Consider the following 16777-nt stretch of genomic DNA (forward strand, 5'->3'; position numbering starts at 1 on the left):
GTGGCAGGGGTTTTCGTGCTGGTCGGGCCCGTCGCGGGACAGGTCGGGAAGCCAAGTCTGGAACTGCTCACGCTCGCCCGCCGGCTCGGCCCGCCGATCGCCGTGTGCGCCGGCGCGGGCGACGCCGAGACGCTGGAGACACTTGGTCGGTACGGCGCCGAACGGGTGCACCTGATCGAGTCGGAGAACATCGAGGAGTATCCGATCGGCTGGGTGCAGGCCCTCGCCGAACTCGCCGCGGACACGCCACCGCGGGCCGTACTGACGGAGTCCACACCCGACGGCAGGGAGATCGCCGCCCGGCTAGCGGTACGCCTGGGCGGCGGCGTGCTCACCGACGCCGGGGACGTGCGACCGGGTCCGGACGGACCCGTCGTCACCCAGTGGGCCTTCGCCGCCGGTTTCACCGTCACCTCCCGGGTGGCCCGGGGGGTGCCGATCATCGCGGTCAAACCCAACGCCGTCGCACCCGAGCCCGCCCCGGCCGAGCCGTCCCTCACCCGGGCGCGCCTGGTGCCGGACGAGGCGTCCCGGCGCACCAGGATCGTGTCGCGTACGGTCCGGGAGAGCACGGGCCGGCCCGGGCTGACCGAGGCCGAGATCGTGGTGTCGGGCGGCCGGGGGCTGGCCGCAGCCGAGCACTTCACGCTGATCGAACGCCTCGCCGACGCCCTCGGCGGCGCGGTCGGCGCGTCCCGGGCGGCCGTGGACGCGGGCTGGTACTCGCACGCCCACCAGGTGGGGCAGACAGGCGCCACCGTGTCACCCCAGCTCTACCTGGCCGTCGGCATTTCGGGCGCGATCCAGCACCGCGCGGGGATGCAGACCAGCAAGACGATCGTGGCGGTGAACAAGGACGGCGAGGCGCCCATCTTCGAACTGGCCGACTACGGCGTGGTCGGCGACCTGTTCCAGGTGGTGCCGCAACTCCTGGATGAGATCGCCAGGCGGCGGGTTTAGTGTCCGGTTTCCGGGAGCTGCCGCGAGAGGTCAAGATCCTGGCCGTCGTCGCGTTCACCGTCGCGGTGGGGTTCGGCATCCAGTCTCCGGCGATCCCGGTCTTCGCCAGCGAGTTCGGCGTCGGCAGCGCGGCGGTCGGCGCGGTGGTGTCGGCCTTCGCGATCATGCGCCTGGCCACCGGGCTGCCCGGCGGCAGGCTGGTCGACCGCTTCGGAGAGCGTACGGTGCTCACCACCGGCATGGCGCTGCTCGCGGTCACCAGCATCCTCGCCGGGCTGTCCTGGAACTACCCGCTGCTGCTGTTCTTCCGTGGCGCGTGCGGGGTCGGTTCGGCGCTGTACACCGTGTCGGCGATGAACCTGCTCCTGCGCGTGACTCCCGACTCGCACCGCGGGCGGGCGACCGGCTACTTCCAAGGGGGCTACTACCTCGGCACCGTGACCGGGCCGGTGCTGGGCGGGGGACTGCTCGGGTTCTCGGCCCGGCTGCCGTTCTTCGTGTACGGCGCCGCCGTCGCCATCGCGGGCACGATCGCCACCGTGGCGCTGGCCCGCGCCGCCCTGCTCCGCGACTCCGAAAAACCCGCGGCCGCCCCGGACGGGCGCCTGACGGTGATCGCGGCGCTCCGGGACCAGTCCTACCGGGCGGTGCTGACCACGAACTTCGGCCTCGGCTGGGCGGTCTTCGGGGTCCGCGTCTCCGTGCTGCCGCTGTTCCTGCTGTTCGTGGTCAAGGCGAGCGCGGTGTGGGTCGGGGTGGGCTTGGCCGTGGGCGCGGTGCTGCAGGCCATCGCGTTGCCCCTCGCCGGGATGGCAGCCGACATGTGGGGCCGCCGGTCCTCGCTGCTCCTGGGCCAGACTCTGGTGTTCGGCAGCTTCGTCATGGTCATCACCTGGCAGACGCTGGCGGGCTATCTGACGGCCTTCGCCCTGATGGGCTTGGGCACCGCCTTCTGCACCACCGGCGGAGCGGCCACCGTGGGCGATGTCAGCCAGGGGCGTGGCGGCACCGTCGTGGCCGCCTACCAGATGACCGCTGATCTCGGTATGGCCGTCGGCCCGCTGGTGGCCGGGCAGCTGGCGTCCTCGTTCTCCTATGAGACGGCTTTCGCCGCGACGGCCGCCGTGGTGTTGTCCGGCCTGGTGATGGCGGTGGCGATGCCGTCACGCTGACTCTTCGGCGGCCTGCTGGTACCGCGGTACCAGGGGTCGCCCCCGGATGGTGGCGACCCCTTGGTGGTGACGTACCATCGAGGCGCTATTGGGGCCCACCAGGAGGGACCACGCAGACCCTGTGGGGGATGATGTTCCGTACGCTGATGAAGTCGAAGATCCACCGCGCCACCGTCACGCACGCGGAACTGCACTACGTCGGGTCGGTGACGATCAGCGCGGACCTGATGGCCGCGGCTGACCTGGTCGAGGGCGAGAAGGTCGACATCGTCGACATCGACAACGGCAACCGCCTGTCCACGTACGTGATCGAGGGCCCGGCGGGCTCCGGAGTGATCGGGATCAACGGGGCCGCGGCCCGGCTCATCGACGTGGGCGACCTCGTGATCATCATCGCGTACGCGCTGGTGGCCGAGGAAGAGATCGGTGCGCTGAAGCCGAGCGTCGTCTTCGTCGACCAGGACAACCGGCCGGTCCACCTCGGCAGCGATCCGGCGGCCGTGCCGGAGGGCGCGGGCCTGGTCCGGGGCGACCTGGCTCCCGGGACGCGCTGAATCAGCTCACGGGATCTGGCGCGTCACCAGGATGCCGTCGTCATCGCTGAACAGTTCCGCCCCGGGGTGGAAGGTGACGCCGCCGAAGCTGACCGGGACGTCGCGCTGGCCGGTGCCCTGCTTGCCGCTCTTGCGCGGGTTGGAGCCCAGTGCCTTGATGCCCAGGTTCAGCTCGCGCAGGGCGGAGACGTCGCGTACCGCGCCATTGATCACCACGCCGGCCCAGCCGCTGGCGATCGCCAGGTCGGCGATGACGTCACCCATCAGGGCGGTGTGCAGGGAGCCGCCGCCGTCCACCACGAGCACGCGGCCCTGGCCGGGCTCGGACAGGATGGACTTCAGCAGGGCGTTGTCCTGGTGGCAGCGGACGGTCGCGATCGAGCCGGCGAAGGAGTGGCAGCCGCCGTACTGGCGCAGCTGCAGGTCGCAGGAGTCGAGTTGGTCGCCGCGCTCGTCGTACAGATCAGCGGTGACAATGGTCATGGCGGAACCTTTCAGGGGTCGACGGGAAGCCGTCGTGCGGCCACGCCGGCCCAGCCGAGGCTGAGCGCGGTCACGAACAGGACGCCGCCGGCGCCGAGGCCGGCCGCCATGAGGCCGGCGGCGCCGGGGATGAGGACCTGGCCGGTGCGGTTGCCGACCAGGCGCAGCGACATGGCCCTGCCGCGCATCCCCGCGGGGGCGGACTCGGCGAGCCAGGACATGGTCAGCGGCTGGCCGACGCCGAGGCCGAAGCCGACGATCAGGAGCAGGGCGGCCAGCAGCCACAGCGGCATGGGCACGGGGGTGAGCAGCATGGCCAGGGACGCGGCCAGGGTGCTGGCGACCAGCAGCCTGCGCCGGCCGGCCGCGCGCGCGAGGCGGCCGAGGAAGAAGCGCGAGGCCATGGAGGCCAGGCCCCGGATGGTCAGCAGGAGGCCCACGGCGCTCGCGGTCAGGCCGTACTCGGTGCCGAGCGCGGGCAGGTAGACCAGGGTGATGTCGATGGCCGCCAGCACCACGCAGCTGGTCAGCAGCGCGTGCGCCAGACCGGGCAGGCGCAGCAGCGTCCGCAGATCGCCGCCGTCGGCGTGGGTGCGTGCCGAGGGGCGCCGGGGCGGGAGCAGCGCCGACAGAACGAGCAGGACGAGGGCCAGCACGCACGACCAGGCGAAGATGCGGCCGGTGTCGGGGATGGCGCCCTCACCGCCGAACGCGGCGATCAGTAGCGGGCCCGCGGCTTGGCCGAGCGAGGCGGCGAAGGTGTAGTGGCCGAAGGCGGTGTCGTGGCGGCCGCGCTCGGTGGTGTTGGCGACCAGGGCCTGCTGGGCGATGACGCTGCCCAGATGGCCGGTGCCGAGCAGGATCCCCGCCAGCACCAGCCCGGCGACCGTGTCGCTGAGCGCGACGAAGGCGACCGCGGCCGCGGTGAGCAGGAGCGCCCCCGCTACGGCGACGCGGCGTTCGCCGTAGCGGTCGGTGGCGTGCCCGGCGGGCAGGGCGAGCAGGAGCGGCGCGACGGCGAAGCTGGCGCCGAGCACGCCGAGCCAGGCCGCCGGCACGTCGAGCTCGATGGCGCGGTAGGACAGGCTGGGTCGCAGCACGAAGGTGATCATCTGGGTGCCGACCGCGTGGGCCAGCAGGGCGGCGAGCCGATGCCGGCGCTCAGGCATCTCCCTCGCCCTGGTCGGGCTGGTACTTACGCAGGCGCCAGGCCGCCTGGGCGCCGAGACTGGTGTCGATGTGCTCGCGCATGACGGCGGCGGCGGACTCGGCGTCGCCCGCGATCACGTATTCCACCAGGGCCTCGTGTTCGGCGGCCTTGCGGTCGCGGGCCTCCTGGCTGCGCTCGACCTGCAGGGCGAATCGGCGGTAGCGGTCGGCTTTGTCCCACAGGCTGTCGAGCACCTGGATGAGCAGATCGTTGTGCGAGGCGAAGTAGAGGGCGGCGTGGAACTTGCGGTGGGCGACGAGCTGCTCGTAGGCGGGGTTGCCGGGTAGTGGCTTGAGGCCCTCGACGGTGGCGCGTATCTCGGCGATGTCGGATTTGGTGCGGCGTTCCGCGGCCAGCGCGACGGCCAGCGGGTCCAGGGAGCGGCGCATTTCGAGCAGGTCGCGGGCTTCCTCCGCGGCCAGGGGCGCGACGCGGGCGTCGCGGTGGGCGTCGAGTTCCACCAGTCCTTCGCTCTTGAGCCGGCGCAGGGCCTCGCGCAGGGGGGTGGTGCTGATGCCGATCCCGCGCGCCAGCTGGGCCTGGGCGATGACCGAGCCTGGAATCAGCTCCCCGGAAAGGATCAGCTCCTTGACCCGGACGTAGGCGTAGTCCGCCTTGGTCGTGTAGGGCTCGGCCGCTGGTTCGCTCATCGCAGTCCTGTCTCATGAGGGGCGGTTATAACCTACACCGATGGCCCGCCCTGTCGGCAAGTGCCTGCCATTAGCGCTGGATGTCCGGTAGGGCTGGCCAGCGTCCCTATAAGGCATCCAGGATGTTCATCGCGTTACATTCTGGAAACGAAGGGTTGACGTCATAGGTTATAACGAAGCAGAGTGTGCGCCATCGCAGGCGACGGCGGCCAGCCTCGCCTGGTCTAGGAGGACAGCACATGACCACACTTCGCCTCGGCACCGCCGTACTCGCGCTCTGCCTGATCACATCCTGCGGCGAGGCGGCGCCGGAACCGCCGGCCGACCCGATCGCCACCGGGCAGGCGCCGTCGTACTACCCGGGTGACTACCCGCGGCTGATCGAGGCCTCCGAGCAGGAAGGCGGCACGCTCACCATCTACTCCAACACCGACCAGGAGAACTGGGCGCCGATCTTCCGGGACTTCCAGAAGAAGTACCCCTGGGTGACGAAGATCGCGGCCAACAACCTCGACAGCGACGAAGTGTTCCAGCGCGTGCTGAGCGAGCAGGCCACGGGCAACTCTCCGGCCGACCTGATCGTGTCGAACGCCGCTCAGGCGTGGGCCGACTTCGCCGCCAGGCCGGGCACGCTCATGGCGTACGCCTCCCCGGAGAAGGACAAGCTGCCGGACTTCGCCGAACTGCTGCCGAACGTGTACGCGATGTCGATCGACCCGATGTCCATCGCGTACAACACCTCGCTGCTCCCGGAGAAGCCGACCGGATTGAAGAGCCTGGCGGCGATCCTGGCCAAGGACCCCGCCCAGTACCAGAGCAAGATCACCACACGGGATGTCAGCGGCGCGTTCGGCTTCACCGTCTCCCACGCCTTCGCCGCCGCCCGCCCGGAGTCCTGGACGTCGCTGCAGTCGGTTCTGCCCCTGGCCAGGCCGGAGACCTCGTCCGGCACCCAGTTGGAGAAGATCACCTCGGGGGAGTACGTGGCCGGGTTCTTCGTCAGCGCCGCCCCGGCCTACCCGGCGGTGGCCAAGAGCGGCGGCCTGCTGGAGATCTCCTTCATCGACGACGGCACCGTCGCGCTGCCGCGCGGCATCGGCCTGGCCGCCAAGGCTCCGCATCCGGCCACCTCGAAGTTGTTCGTCGACTTCGTCCTGTCGCAGGAGGGCCAGGCGGCGGTGGCCGAGGGCGGGCTCACCTCCTACCGCGAGGGAATCGCGGCCGAGGGCGGACGGCACACCTACCAGGAACTCGTCACATCCGTGGGCGAGGCCAACATCATCCTCGCGAAGTACGCCAAGGTCCCCGACGACGAGGTCAAATCCTTCACCGACAAGTGGAACGGCCTGCTTGGTCGCTGACCGAGCAGCGAAAGGATCGAGATGACCACCGTGTCCCCGCCCCGTCCGGCGGTGCATCCCCCGCCGCGCTATCGCCGGCCCCTCGGGCTTTCCCGGGAGAGTTGGCTGCAGTACAGCGTGCTGCTCCTGCTGGCCGTCCTGGTGCTGGCGCCGGTCGTCCCGACGTTGTACCAGTCCTTCCTCGACCGCCCGCTGTACGAGGCGGGCGGCGTCCTGGGCGTGGACAACTACGTGCGGCTGTTCACCGAGGCGGGTTTCGGCCGCGTCGTGCTCAACACCGCGCTGTTCGCCGGGCTCACCACCGTCCTCAGCCTGCTCATCGCAGTCCCCATGGCCATGGTCGTGGTGCGCACCAAGCTGCCCGGCGGCCGCGTCTTCGCCGCCGCCATGCAGTGGCCGTTCTTCATCTCCTCGCTCATCCTCGGCTTCGGCTGGATCACCATGTACGGCCCGGCCGGCTTCGTCAGCGTCGAGGTGCGCCAGATCCTCGGCTTCCTCCCGTGGAACCTGTACTCCATTCCCGGCATGGCGGTCACGGAGGCCGTGGCGCTGTCCCCGATCGTCTACACCTTCTGCGCCAACGCGCTGCGCCAGAGCGACGCCTCCCTGGAGGCCGCCGCGCAGGTGTGCGGGGCGGGCCCGATGCGCATCCTGGGCTCGGTGATCCTGCCGATGCTGCGCCCGCCCATCGTCTACAGCTCGATCCTGGTGATCAGCATGTCGGTCGAGACGCTGAGCGTGCCGCTGCTGTTCGGACAGCCGGTCGGCATCGACGTGTTCTCCACGTTCCTGTATCGCAACGGGCTGCAGTCCATCAATCCGGACTACGGCGTGCTGGGCGCGGCGTCGGCGATCATCCTGCTGGTCACGGTCAGCCTGGTCGCGCTGCAGGCCAAGCTGCTGAAGAACGCCCAGCGGTTCGTGTCCGTGCGGGGCAAGGCCACCCGGCCGCGACGCCTGGACCTGGGCTGGCTGAAGTGGCTGAGCGCCGTCCTCATCGCCGGCTACGTGGTGATGGGCGCCCTGGTGCCCATCGGCGGGCTCGTGTTCCGCTCCTTCACGCTGGTGTTCACCCCCCTGCAGTCGCCGTTCAAAACCCTGACCGGCGCGAACTATGAGCGGATCTTCACCTATCCGGTGTACGTGCAGTCCATCGTCAACAGCCTCCTGGTGGCCGCCATCGGCGCCGTGCTGGTCAGCGGGCTGTCGTTGCTGGCGGTGATGGTGGCCAGGCGGTCGAGTTTCCGCTTCGCCCGCGCGGTGGAGTACCTGGCGCTCGCCCCGCAGGCGATGCCCGGCATCATCGTCGGCATCGGCCTGTTCTGGGCGCTGGCCTTCGCCCCCTTCGGGCTGGGCACCCTGATCCAGGGCACGCTGTGGGCGTTGATCATCGGCTTCGGGCTGCGCGCGCTGCCCAGCGGGTTCGGCTCCATCTCGCCGTCGATCATGCAGATCGGCGCGGAACTCGACAACGCGGCCCGGGTCTCGGGCGCGGACTGGGTCCGCACGTTCACCCGGCTCCTGGCGGCGCTGCTCCGGCCCGCCTTCGCCGGCGCGCTGATTCTGACCTTCGTGACGCTGCTCAAGGAGTACTCGCCGGCGGTGTTCCTGGGTTCGGCGGACTCCAACATCATCGGCACCACGATGCTCGAACTGTGGGTCCAGGGCAACACGGGCTCGGTGGCCGCGCTGGCCAGCCTGCAGATCGCCATCACGGCCGCCTTCGTCGGACTCGCCGGACTACTTCTCAAGGGACGCAACGATGCCTGAGGTCAAGGTTTCCCGCCTGTCCAAGCGGTTCGGCGGCAACGCCGTACTGCATGACATCACCTTCACCATCGCCGACGGCGAGTTCTTCACCCTGCTGGGCCCCAGCGGCTGCGGCAAGTCCACCACACTGGCGTGCATCGCCGGGCTGGAGCGGCCGACCAGCGGAAGCATCGCGGTCGGCCCGGCCACCTTCGTCGACTCCGGCACGTTCGTGCCGCCGGAGGGCCGCAACCTCGGCATGGTGTTCCAGTCGTACGCGCTGTGGCCGCACATGACGGTCGCCCAGAACCTCGCCATGCCGCTCAAGATCCGCAAAGTCGAGCGGCGCCGGCAGGACGAGCTCATCGCCGAGGCGCTGGGCAAGGTGGGCCTGGCCGAGCTGAAGGACCGCTACCCCCACCAGCTGTCCGGCGGCCAGCAGCAGCGCGTCGCGCTCGCCCGCGCGCTGGTCTACTCGCCCAGCGTCCTGCTGCTGGACGAGCCGCTGTCCAACCTGGACGCGCAGCTGCGCGAGCAGGCCCGGGCCTGGCTCAAGCGGCTGCAGGCGGAACTCGGCATCACCACCGTGTACGTCACCCACGACCAGGAGGAGGCGCTGGCCCTGAGCGACCGCATCGCGGTGATGTCCGAGGGCGACATGGTGCAGATCGGCACCCCGAAGGAGATCTACGAGACGCCCGCGACCGCGCGGGTGGCCGCCTTCGTCGGCCGGTGCAACTTCCTCACCGGCACGATGACCGGCCAGGCGGAGGTGCGGCTGGACTGCACCGGTCAGACCTGGGCCGTTCTTCCCGGAACGGCCGACATCGGCCGGCGGGTCAGCGTCGCCATCCGCCCCGAACGGCTGGAGATCCTTTCGGCCGACCGCGCCGCCCCCTCCGGCGTGAACGTGCTGACCGCCCAGGTGCTCACCAGTTCCTACATCGGCTCCCGCTACGAGTACGACCTCCGCCTGGGCGACCACGTCATCCAGGTGGAGAGCGGCCGGGCCGGCCTGGCGGGGGAGGTCACCCTGCTCGCCGACCCGGCCGCCTGCCTCGTCTATCCCACCACCGACGTCCTGCCGAAGGACGCCGAAGCGCTCATCACCGTCTCTCACTAAGGACCCCCGTGACTTCCTACCGTCTTGGCGTACTCGAAGGTGACGGCATCGGCCCCGAGATCGTCCCCGCGGCCGTACTGGTCCTGGACGCCGCGCTCGCCGCGGCGGGCGCGCCACCAGTGGACTGGGTGGAGCTGCCGCTGGGCGCCTCGGCCATCGACACCCACGGCGACGCGGTGCCCGCGTCGACCCTTGCCGCGCTCGCCGAGCTGGACGCCTGGCTGCTCGGACCGCACGACAGCGCCGCTTACCCCGAGCCGCACCGCGGCAAGCTCAACCCCAGCGGCACCATCCGCAAGCACTTCGACCTGTTCGCCAACATCCGGCCGGCCAAGTCCCTCGAGGGCGCGTACGCGATCGTCCCGCGCACCGACCTGGTCATCGTCCGGGAGAACACCCAGGGCTTCTACGCCGACCGCAGCACCTATCGGGGCAGCGGCGAGTTCATGCCCAGCCCGGACGTGGCCATCGCCATGGGCATCATCACCCGCCCCGCGGTCGAGCGGATCGCCGTGGAGGCGTTCGAGCTGGCCTCCCGCCGGCGCGGAAAGCTCACCATCGTGCACAAGGCGAACGTGCTGAAGCTGACCACCGGCATGTTCCGCGACGTCTGCCGCGAGGTCGCCGCCCGCTACCCGGACGTGGCCGTGGACGACTTCCACATCGACGCCATGACCGTGCACCTGGTGCGGCGGGCGAACGACTTCGACGTGATCGTCACCGAGAACATGTTCGGCGACATCCTGTCCGACCTGGCGGGCGAGATCGCCGGGTCGCTCGGCATCGCCCCGTCCATCAACGCCTCCCACGAGCGCGCGATGGCCCAGGCCGCGCACGGCTCCGCCCCGGACATCGCCGGGCAGGACGTGGCCAACCCCATCGCGATGATCCTCTCCAGCGCCATGCTGCTCGACTGGCTCGGCACCCGCCGCCAGGACCCCGCCCTGACCCAGGCCGCCGCGCTGATCGACGCGGCGGTCGCCACCACGGTCGGCGCCGGCACCCGCACCAGGGACATGGGCGGCACGACGGGGACCCGCGCGTTCGCCGAGGCCGTGGCGGCCGGCGTCAAGAAGGCGCGATGAGGCCCACGGTCGCGTTGATCAATGCCACGCCGGCCTCCCTCCAGCCCGCCGCCGACGGGCTCGGCGAGGCGTTCCCGGAGGCCGCGGCCTGGCACCTGCTGGACGACCGCCTGGTGACGGAGGCCGACGCCGCGGGCGGCATGACCCCCGCCCTGCGGCGACGGATGCTCGCCCTCGTCGACTACGCGGTGCGCGGCGGCGCCGACGCCGTGCTGCTGACCTGCTCGATGTACGGCCCGGTGGCCGGGATCGCCCGCCGGCTGCACGACGTGCCGGTCACCGGCTCGGACGAGGCGATGTTCGCCGAGGTCGCCCGGCGCCGTCCCGGCCGGGTTCTCCTGGTCGGCTCGCTCGAGTCCGCGGCGGAGGACTCCGCCCGGCGGCTGAAGGATGTGGTGGACGTCGAGGTGAGCGCGGTCGCGGCGACGGGGGCCGCCGCCGCGGCGTCCGCCCGCGACTGGCCGGAGCTGACCGACGCGCTGGCGCGGGCCGCCGGGCCTCGCCTCGGCGGCGTGGACCTGGTCCTGCTCGCGCAGTACTCGATCAGTCCCGGGCACGCCGCGCTCGCCGAGCGGCTCGGCGTGCCGGTCCTCAGCCCGCCGCACATGGCGGCGCGGGCGCTGCGTGAGGCGCTGGCATGAGCGCCTGGCTCGGCTGCGTCGCCGACGACTACACCGGCGGCACCGACGTGGCGGCCGCCCTGCGCCGTTCGGGACTGCGCACGGTGCTGCTGTTCGGCACTGGGGCGGACATACCGGACTGCGACGCCGTCGTCGTCGCGCTCAAGACCCGCTCGATACCCGCGCCGGAGGCCGTGGCCGCGTCGCTGGCGGCGCGAGAGCGGCTCGCCGAGCTGGGCGTCCGGCGGATCTATTTCAAGTACTGTTCCACCTTCGACTCCACCGGCGAGGGCAATATCGGCCCGGTCGCCGACGCGCTGACCGACGCGGCCGGGGGGCGGCTGACCGTCGTCTGCCCGGCCTCGCCGGAACACGGCAGGACCGTCTACCAGGGCCACCTGTTCGTCGGCGACCGGCTGCTGTCGGAGTCCCCGATGCGGCATCACCCGCTCACGCCCATGACCGATTCCGATCTGGTCCGCGTGCTCGGCGCGCAGACCCCGCACGGCGTCGCGCTGGTCGCGCACCAGACGATCCAGCGTGGCCCGGACGCGGTGCGGGCCGCCCTGGAAGCACTGGAGGCGCGGGGCGTCCGTTACGCCGTGACCGACGCCGTCGGCGACAGCGATCTCGACACTGTCGCCCGCGCCGCCGCGCACCTTCCCGTCATCACCGGAGCGGCGGGGCTGGCCCGCGCGGCCGGGGCTCTGGAGGGAAGCCGCTGGGATACGTCCGGCGGCGACGGCCTGCCCGTTCTCCCGCCGGGGCCGGGGGTGGTGCTCGCCGGCAGCTGTTCGGCCGCCACGCTGGAACAGGTGGCGCTGGCCAGGGAACGCATGCCCGCGCACCGGCTCGACCCCGGCGGCGGCGACCTGATCGGGACGGCCACGAGCTGGCTGGAGGAGCACCTCGCCGGGGGCGGCCCGGTCATGGTCTATTCGTCGGCTCCGCCGGAAGAACGCGCGCCCGGCTCGGCCGCGCTGCTGGAGCGGGCGCTGGCCGCCGTCGCCGCCCGCGCCGCTCAGCTCGGCGCCCGCCGCATCGTCGTCGCCGGCGGTGAGACCTCCGGCGCCGTGGTCAACGCGCTCGGGGTGACCGGGGCGGTGGTGGGCGGCGAGGCGGACCGGGGCGTGCCCTGGCTGCTCACCACCGGCCGCCCGCCGCTCGCGCTGCTGCTGAAGTCCGGCAACTTCGGCCGCCCCGACCTGCTCGTCCAAGCCGTGGAAGCACCATGACCGAGATATCCCAGCAGATCGCGGACCTGGGGGCGTCCCTGTTCCACCGGCGGCTGACGCACGGCCGTACGGGCAACATCAGCGCCCGCTCCGGGGACGGCCTCCTGATCACACCCACCGGCGGGTCGCTAGGTGACCTGTCGCCCGATGGGCTGTCGTTCGTCAGCCTGGCGGGGGAGCACCTGAGCGGGCCGCGCCCGTCCAAGGAGGCGTTCCTGCACGCCGCCCTCTACCGGGCCCGCCCTGCCGCGGGCGCGGTGGTCCACCTGCACAGCACCTACTCGGTCGCCGTGTCCTGCCACGACGGACTGGACCCGGACGACGCGCTGCCGCCGCTGACCGCCTACTACGTGATGCGCGTCGGGCGGCTGCCGCTGCTTCCCTATCACGCGCCGGGCGACCCGGCACTGGGTCCGATCGCCGAGCGAGCCGCCCGTACGGCACACGCCCTGCTGCTGGCCAACCACGGGCCGATCGTCGCGGGCGGTGACCTGGGCTCCGCCGCCGACGCGGTGGAGGAGCTCGAGGAGACGGCGCGCCTGTGGCTGCTCCTGCGCGAGCGTCCCATCCGTCCACTCACGCCAGAACAGGTCAGGAGCCTCACATGATCCATCCGCCCGAGCTGATCGCTTTCGGGACCGCGGTCCTGACCTCGCTCGGTGTCCCGGAGCAGGACGCGGGACTCGTGGCCGACAGCCTGGTCACGGCCGACATGTGGGGACATCCCTCGCATGGCATGCTGCGCCTTGAGTGGTACGCCGCCCGGCTGCGCTCCGGCGCCATGCGCGCGGTGACCGACGTGGCCACCGTGATCGACGGCGGCGCGGTCGCCGTACTGGACGGCCAGGACGGCGTCGGCCAGGTCGTGACCGCGCACGCGGCCCGCGACGCCGTACGGCGGGCGGGAGAGCACGGCGTCGGCGTGGTGGCGGTCCGCAACAGCAACCACTTCGGGACCGCCGCCTACTTCACCCGCATGATCGCCGCACAGGGGTGCGTCGCCGTCCTGACCACCAACGGCAGTCCCGCCATGGCTCCCTGGGGCGGCCGGGAGAAGGCCGTGGGCGCCAACCCGTGGTCCGTCGCGGTCCCCGGCGGCCGGCGCGGCCCGGTCGTGCTGGACATCGCCAACACCACGGTGGCCCGCGGCAAGATCTACGCCGCGCTGGAGCGGGAGCAGCCGATTCCCGAAGGCTGGGCACAGGCGGCGGACGGCGCCTCCACCACCGACCCGCGGCAGGCGATCGACGGGCTCATCCTGCCCATGGCCGGACACAAGGGATACGGCATATCCCTCATGATGGACATGCTGTCCGGGGTGCTCACCGGCAGCTCCTACGCCACCGACGTGGCCGGTCCGTACGTGCCCGACCGCCGCAGCGGCTGCGGCCATCTGCTGCTCGCCCTCCGCCTCGACGCCGTGGCCGACCCCGGCGGCTACACGCGGCGGCTCGACGACCTCATCGACCGCGTCAAAGCCGTGCCACTCGCGCCGGGCTTCGACGAGATCTTCTACCCCGGGGAGATCGAGGACCGCAACGCGGCCACTGCGGCCGCCGCCGGGGTGCGGCTGCCCGACCGGACCCTGCGCGCCCTCGAACGACTGGCCGACGGGTGCGGAGTCGCCCGGCCCGAGTGGACGGGGGCCGCATGTTCGTCGTGATCGTCAACCTCCAGGTGCGGCCCGACCGGCTGGATGCCTTCCTCGACGGCATCCAGGCCAACGCCCGGGCCAGCCGCCAGGAGCCCGGCTGCCTGCGCTTCGACGTGCTGCGCAGCGACGAAGACCCGCACCGGTTCCTGCTGTACGAGATCTACCGGGACGAAGCGGCCTTCTACACCGAGCACCGCTCCACACCGCACTACGCCGGCTGGCGCCGGGTGGCCGAGGCATGCGTCGAGGATCATCGCAACACCTTCTGCCGTCCCGTCTCGCTGCAAGGGCAGATCACATGACCGATTTCCTCACGGTGGGATCCCGCCGCTACCGCATCCATCGTGTTGACCACCGCGTTGATTCTGTGGCCCGGCTGCCCTACAGCCTGCGCATCATGCTGGAGAACCTGCTGCGCCACGGCGCGCCCGCCGAGCAGGTGCGGGCCGTGGCCGGATGGGAGCCGCGCGCCGAACGAACCGCCGCCGTCGACCTGCACCCCGCCCGGGTGTTCCTGCACGACACCAACGGCGTGCCCGCGCTCGCCGACCTGGCCGCCATGCGGGACGCCATGGCCGCGCTCGGCGGCGACCCCGGCCGCGTCAACCCCGCCATCCCCGCCGAGCTGGTCGTCGACCATTCCATCATCGCCGACGTCTTCGGCCGCCCTGACGCCCTGGCCCGCAACGCCGAGCTCGAGCACGAGCGCAACGCCGAACGCTACCGCTTCCTGCGCTGGGGGCAGGCGTCCATGCGCGGCTTCACCGTGGTGCCGCCGGGCAAGGGCATCATGCACCAGATCAACGTCGAGCACCTGGCCCGCGTGGTCATGCGGCACGGCGACGAGGCGTACCCGGACCTGTGCCTGGGCACCGACTCCCACACCACCATGGTCAACGGTCTGGGCACGCTCGGCTGGGGCATCGGCGGCATCGAGGCCGAGGCGGTGATGCTCGGCCAGTCGGTCTCCATCCCCGTGCCCGACGTCGTGGGGGTTCGCCTGCACGGCGAACTGCCCGTCGCCGCGACGGCGACCGACCTGGTGCTGACCCTGACCGAGCTGCTGCGCCGGCACGGCGTGGTCGGCATGATCGTGGAGTTCCACGGGCCCGGCGTCACCGCGCTTCCGGTCACCGATCGGGTCACGATCGCCAACATGAGCCCCGAGTTCGGCTCCACCGCCGCGCTGTTTCCCATCGACGCGGAAACCATCCGATACCTGCGCTTCACCGGCCGCGAGACGCACCATGCCGACCTGGTCGAGGCCTACGCCAAAGAGCAAGGTCTCTGGCATGATCCCGAGCGGTCGCCCGCCTACACCGCCGACCTCGACCTCGACCTGGCCGGCGTCGTCCCGTCCATCGCCGGCCCTCGCAGGCCGCAGGACCGCATCCCCCTCGACGCCGCCAAGTCAGCCTTCCGCGCCCAGGCCCACCCGCCCGCGCGGGCGCGGCTCGCGGACAGCGGCCAGGAGATCGGGCACGGCGCCGTCGCCATCGCCGCCATCACCTCCTGCACCAACACCTCCAACCCCTCCGTCATGATCGCGGCCGGGCTGCTCGCCAAAAAGGCAGCCGAACGCGGGCTACGTGCCAAACCATGGGTGAAGACGACCCTGTCACCCGGCTCGCGGGTCGTCATGGACTACTACACCGAAGCGGGCCTCACCCCCTACCTGGAGCGGCTCGGCTTCACCCTGGCCGGCTTCGGCTGCATGACCTGCATCGGAGCCTCCGGACCGCTCATCGACGAGGTGTCGCGGGCCGTAGGCGAACACGATCTCGACGTCGCCGCGGTCCTGTCCGGCAACCGCAACTTCGAGGGCCGCATCCAGCCCGAAGTCCGCTCCAACTACCTGGCCTCGCCCCCGCTCGTCGTCGCGTACGCCATCGCCGGCACGATGGACATCGACCTCACCACCGAGCCCCTCGGCACCGACACCACCGGCCGGCCCGTCTATCTGCGCGATCTGTGGCCCGCGGCGGAGGAGGTGCGCGACGTCATCGAGAAGGTGATCCGGCCGCGGATGTTCACCCGCGCGTACGCCGACGTCCTCGACGGAGACGAACGATGGCAGGGCCTGGACGTCGCCAGCTCGGCCACCTACCCCTGGGATCCCGGCTCCGCCTACGTGCGCAGGCCCCCCTATCTCGACGGCATCTCGCCGCACCTTTCGCCCCCTGCCGACATCACCGGCGCCCGCGTGCTGGTCAAGCTGGGCGACTTCATCACTACCGACCACATATCACCGGCCGGGGCCATCCTGCCGGGCAGTCCCGCCGGCCGTTACCTCACCGAGCTCGGCGTGCCACGCCCCCAGCTGAACACCTACGCCTCCCGGCGCGGCAACCACGAGGTCATGATGCGCGGAACCTTCGCCAACGTCCGCCTGCGCAACCAGCTCGCCCCGGGAACCGAGGGCGGCCTCACCCCGAACTTCCTCGACGGCGGCAGGCTCACGAGCGTCTACGACGCCGCTCGCGCCTATCACGCCGCCTCGGTCCCGGCCATGGTGATCGCCGGAGAAGGCTACGGCGCCGGGTCCTCCCGTGACTGGGCCGCCAAGGGACCCGCGCTGCTGGGGGTGAAGGCCATCATCGCGAAGTCGTTCGAACGTATCCACCGCTCGAACCTGGTCGGCATGGGCATCCTTCCGCTGCAGTTCCTGCCCGGTCAGGGTCCCGACGAGCTCGGCCTCACCGGCCGGGAAGTCTTCGCCGTCCGCGGCCTCGCCTCGCACGCGGGCAGGCGGCTTCCGCCGACGCTCGCGGTCACCGCCGACGACATCACGTTCCAGGCCCGCGTCCGCCTCGACACCCAGCGCGAGGCGGACTACTACCGGCACGGCGGCATCCTGCCCTATGTCCTGCGCGACCTGCTGACGCCATCGCCGGTGGCCGACCAGGCCACCGGCTGAGGCC

16 protein-coding genes are annotated in these 16777 nt (G+C 71.5%); 13 read left to right on the forward strand and 3 right to left on the reverse strand.

Translation table 11 applies throughout. The annotated features are described in order from the left end of the window. The 3 genes from Aple_RS00105 to panD all read left to right on the forward strand — a co-directional run bounded on the left by Aple_RS00105 (position 1) and on the right by panD (position 2686). The gene (locus Aple_RS00105; protein ID WP_155342334.1) at positions 1–960 is read left to right on the forward strand and encodes an electron transfer flavoprotein subunit alpha/FixB family protein; all 960 of its coding nucleotides are present in this window, start codon (positions 1–3) and stop codon (positions 958–960) included. Beyond that, positions 960–2132, forward strand: coding sequence for an MFS transporter (locus Aple_RS00110; protein ID WP_155342335.1), 1173 nt, complete (start codon positions 960–962; stop codon positions 2130–2132). The genes Aple_RS00105 and Aple_RS00110 overlap by 1 nt, the downstream gene beginning before the upstream one ends. Before the next feature lie 131 nt (positions 2133–2263). Then, a complete protein-coding gene (gene panD, locus Aple_RS00115; protein ID WP_155342828.1) occupies positions 2264–2686 on the forward strand; it encodes an aspartate 1-decarboxylase in 423 nt (140 codons plus the stop codon). 6 nt (positions 2687–2692) lie between these two features. Here the strand turns inward: panD and rraA are convergent, their stop codons facing one another. The 3 genes from rraA to Aple_RS00130 are packed head-to-tail and all read right to left on the reverse strand — an operon-like array spanning position 2693 to position 5029. After that, positions 2693–3169 (reverse strand): ribonuclease E activity regulator RraA, encoded by a 477-nt coding sequence (rraA, locus tag Aple_RS00120; protein WP_155342336.1) that lies wholly within the window; start codon positions 3167–3169, stop codon positions 2693–2695. Positions 3170–3180: 11 nt separating this feature from the next. Then, complete coding sequence (locus tag Aple_RS00125; protein ID WP_155342337.1) at positions 3181–4338, reverse strand: MFS transporter; 1158 nt, start codon at positions 4336–4338, stop codon at positions 3181–3183. Further along, positions 4331–5029: a GntR family transcriptional regulator gene (locus Aple_RS00130; RefSeq protein WP_155342338.1), complete on the reverse strand. Its 699-nt coding sequence runs from the start codon at positions 5027–5029 to the stop codon at positions 4331–4333. Before Aple_RS00130 ends, Aple_RS00125 begins: the two co-directional genes overlap by 8 nt. A 239-nt stretch (positions 5030–5268) precedes the next feature. On the opposite strand from Aple_RS00130, the gene Aple_RS00135 reads away from it, so the two are divergent. The 10 genes from Aple_RS00135 to acnA are packed head-to-tail and all read left to right on the forward strand — an operon-like array spanning position 5269 to position 16773. Then, positions 5269–6390 (forward strand): ABC transporter substrate-binding protein, encoded by a 1122-nt coding sequence (locus Aple_RS00135; RefSeq protein ID WP_155342339.1) that lies wholly within the window; start codon positions 5269–5271, stop codon positions 6388–6390. Between the two features lie 21 nt (positions 6391–6411). Further along, complete coding sequence (locus Aple_RS00140; RefSeq protein WP_155342340.1) at positions 6412–8160, forward strand: ABC transporter permease; 1749 nt, start codon at positions 6412–6414, stop codon at positions 8158–8160. Continuing rightward, positions 8153–9262 (forward strand): ABC transporter ATP-binding protein, encoded by a 1110-nt coding sequence (locus Aple_RS00145; protein ID WP_155342341.1) that lies wholly within the window; start codon positions 8153–8155, stop codon positions 9260–9262. Before Aple_RS00140 ends, Aple_RS00145 begins: the two co-directional genes overlap by 8 nt. Positions 9263–9270: 8 nt before the next feature. Next, positions 9271–10347 (forward strand): isocitrate/isopropylmalate dehydrogenase family protein, encoded by a 1077-nt coding sequence (locus Aple_RS00150; RefSeq protein WP_155342342.1) that lies wholly within the window; start codon positions 9271–9273, stop codon positions 10345–10347. Beyond that, positions 10344–10988 (forward strand): aspartate/glutamate racemase family protein, encoded by a 645-nt coding sequence (locus tag Aple_RS00155; RefSeq protein WP_155342343.1) that lies wholly within the window; start codon positions 10344–10346, stop codon positions 10986–10988. The genes Aple_RS00150 and Aple_RS00155 overlap by 4 nt, the downstream gene beginning before the upstream one ends. Beyond that, positions 10985–12202, forward strand: a complete 1218-nt coding sequence (gene otnK, locus Aple_RS00160) for a 3-oxo-tetronate kinase (protein ID WP_155342344.1) — start codon at positions 10985–10987, stop codon at positions 12200–12202. The genes Aple_RS00155 and otnK overlap by 4 nt, the downstream gene beginning before the upstream one ends. Then, on the forward strand, positions 12199–12810 hold the full coding sequence (otnC, locus tag Aple_RS00165; protein ID WP_155342345.1) for a 3-oxo-tetronate 4-phosphate decarboxylase: 612 nt from the start codon (positions 12199–12201) through the stop codon (positions 12808–12810). The genes otnK and otnC overlap by 4 nt, the downstream gene beginning before the upstream one ends. Then, the gene (locus Aple_RS00170; RefSeq protein WP_155342346.1) at positions 12807–13865 is read left to right on the forward strand and encodes an Ldh family oxidoreductase; all 1059 of its coding nucleotides are present in this window, start codon (positions 12807–12809) and stop codon (positions 13863–13865) included. Before otnC ends, Aple_RS00170 begins: the two co-directional genes overlap by 4 nt. After that, a complete protein-coding gene (locus Aple_RS00175; protein WP_155342347.1) occupies positions 13853–14158 on the forward strand; it encodes a putative quinol monooxygenase in 306 nt (101 codons plus the stop codon). Before Aple_RS00170 ends, Aple_RS00175 begins: the two co-directional genes overlap by 13 nt. Then, positions 14155–16773: an aconitate hydratase AcnA gene (gene acnA / locus Aple_RS00180; protein ID WP_155342348.1), complete on the forward strand. Its 2619-nt coding sequence runs from the start codon at positions 14155–14157 to the stop codon at positions 16771–16773. Before Aple_RS00175 ends, acnA begins: the two co-directional genes overlap by 4 nt. Positions 16774–16777: the final 4 nt, after the last annotated feature.

This window comes from Acrocarpospora pleiomorpha (assembly GCF_009687885.1).
Lineage (GTDB): Bacteria > Actinomycetota > Actinomycetes > Streptosporangiales > Streptosporangiaceae > Acrocarpospora > Acrocarpospora pleiomorpha.

Bases quoted from the DNA above. Each gene is read 5' to 3' on its own strand.
- rraA (WP_155342336.1), bottom strand. From the start codon at position 3,169: ATGACCATTGTCACCGCTGATCTGTACGACGAGCGCGGCGACCAACTC.
- otnK (WP_155342344.1), top strand. From the start codon at position 10,985: ATGAGCGCCTGGCTCGGCTGCGTCGCCGACGACTACACCGGCGGCACC.
- Aple_RS00135 (WP_155342339.1), top strand. From the start codon at position 5,269: ATGACCACACTTCGCCTCGGCACCGCCGTACTCGCGCTCTGCCTGATC.
- Aple_RS00140 (WP_155342340.1), top strand. From the start codon at position 6,412: ATGACCACCGTGTCCCCGCCCCGTCCGGCGGTGCATCCCCCGCCGCGC.
- Aple_RS00125 (WP_155342337.1), bottom strand. From the start codon at position 4,338: ATGCCTGAGCGCCGGCATCGGCTCGCCGCCCTGCTGGCCCACGCGGTC.
- Aple_RS00175 (WP_155342347.1), top strand. From the start codon at position 13,853: ATGTTCGTCGTGATCGTCAACCTCCAGGTGCGGCCCGACCGGCTGGAT.
- panD (WP_155342828.1), top strand. From the start codon at position 2,264: ATGTTCCGTACGCTGATGAAGTCGAAGATCCACCGCGCCACCGTCACG.
- Aple_RS00155 (WP_155342343.1), top strand. From the start codon at position 10,344: ATGAGGCCCACGGTCGCGTTGATCAATGCCACGCCGGCCTCCCTCCAG.
- acnA (WP_155342348.1), top strand. From the start codon at position 14,155: ATGACCGATTTCCTCACGGTGGGATCCCGCCGCTACCGCATCCATCGT.
- Aple_RS00145 (WP_155342341.1), top strand. From the start codon at position 8,153: ATGCCTGAGGTCAAGGTTTCCCGCCTGTCCAAGCGGTTCGGCGGCAAC.
- otnC (WP_155342345.1), top strand. From the start codon at position 12,199: ATGACCGAGATATCCCAGCAGATCGCGGACCTGGGGGCGTCCCTGTTC.
- Aple_RS00130 (WP_155342338.1), bottom strand. From the start codon at position 5,029: ATGAGCGAACCAGCGGCCGAGCCCTACACGACCAAGGCGGACTACGCC.
- Aple_RS00170 (WP_155342346.1), top strand. From the start codon at position 12,807: ATGATCCATCCGCCCGAGCTGATCGCTTTCGGGACCGCGGTCCTGACC.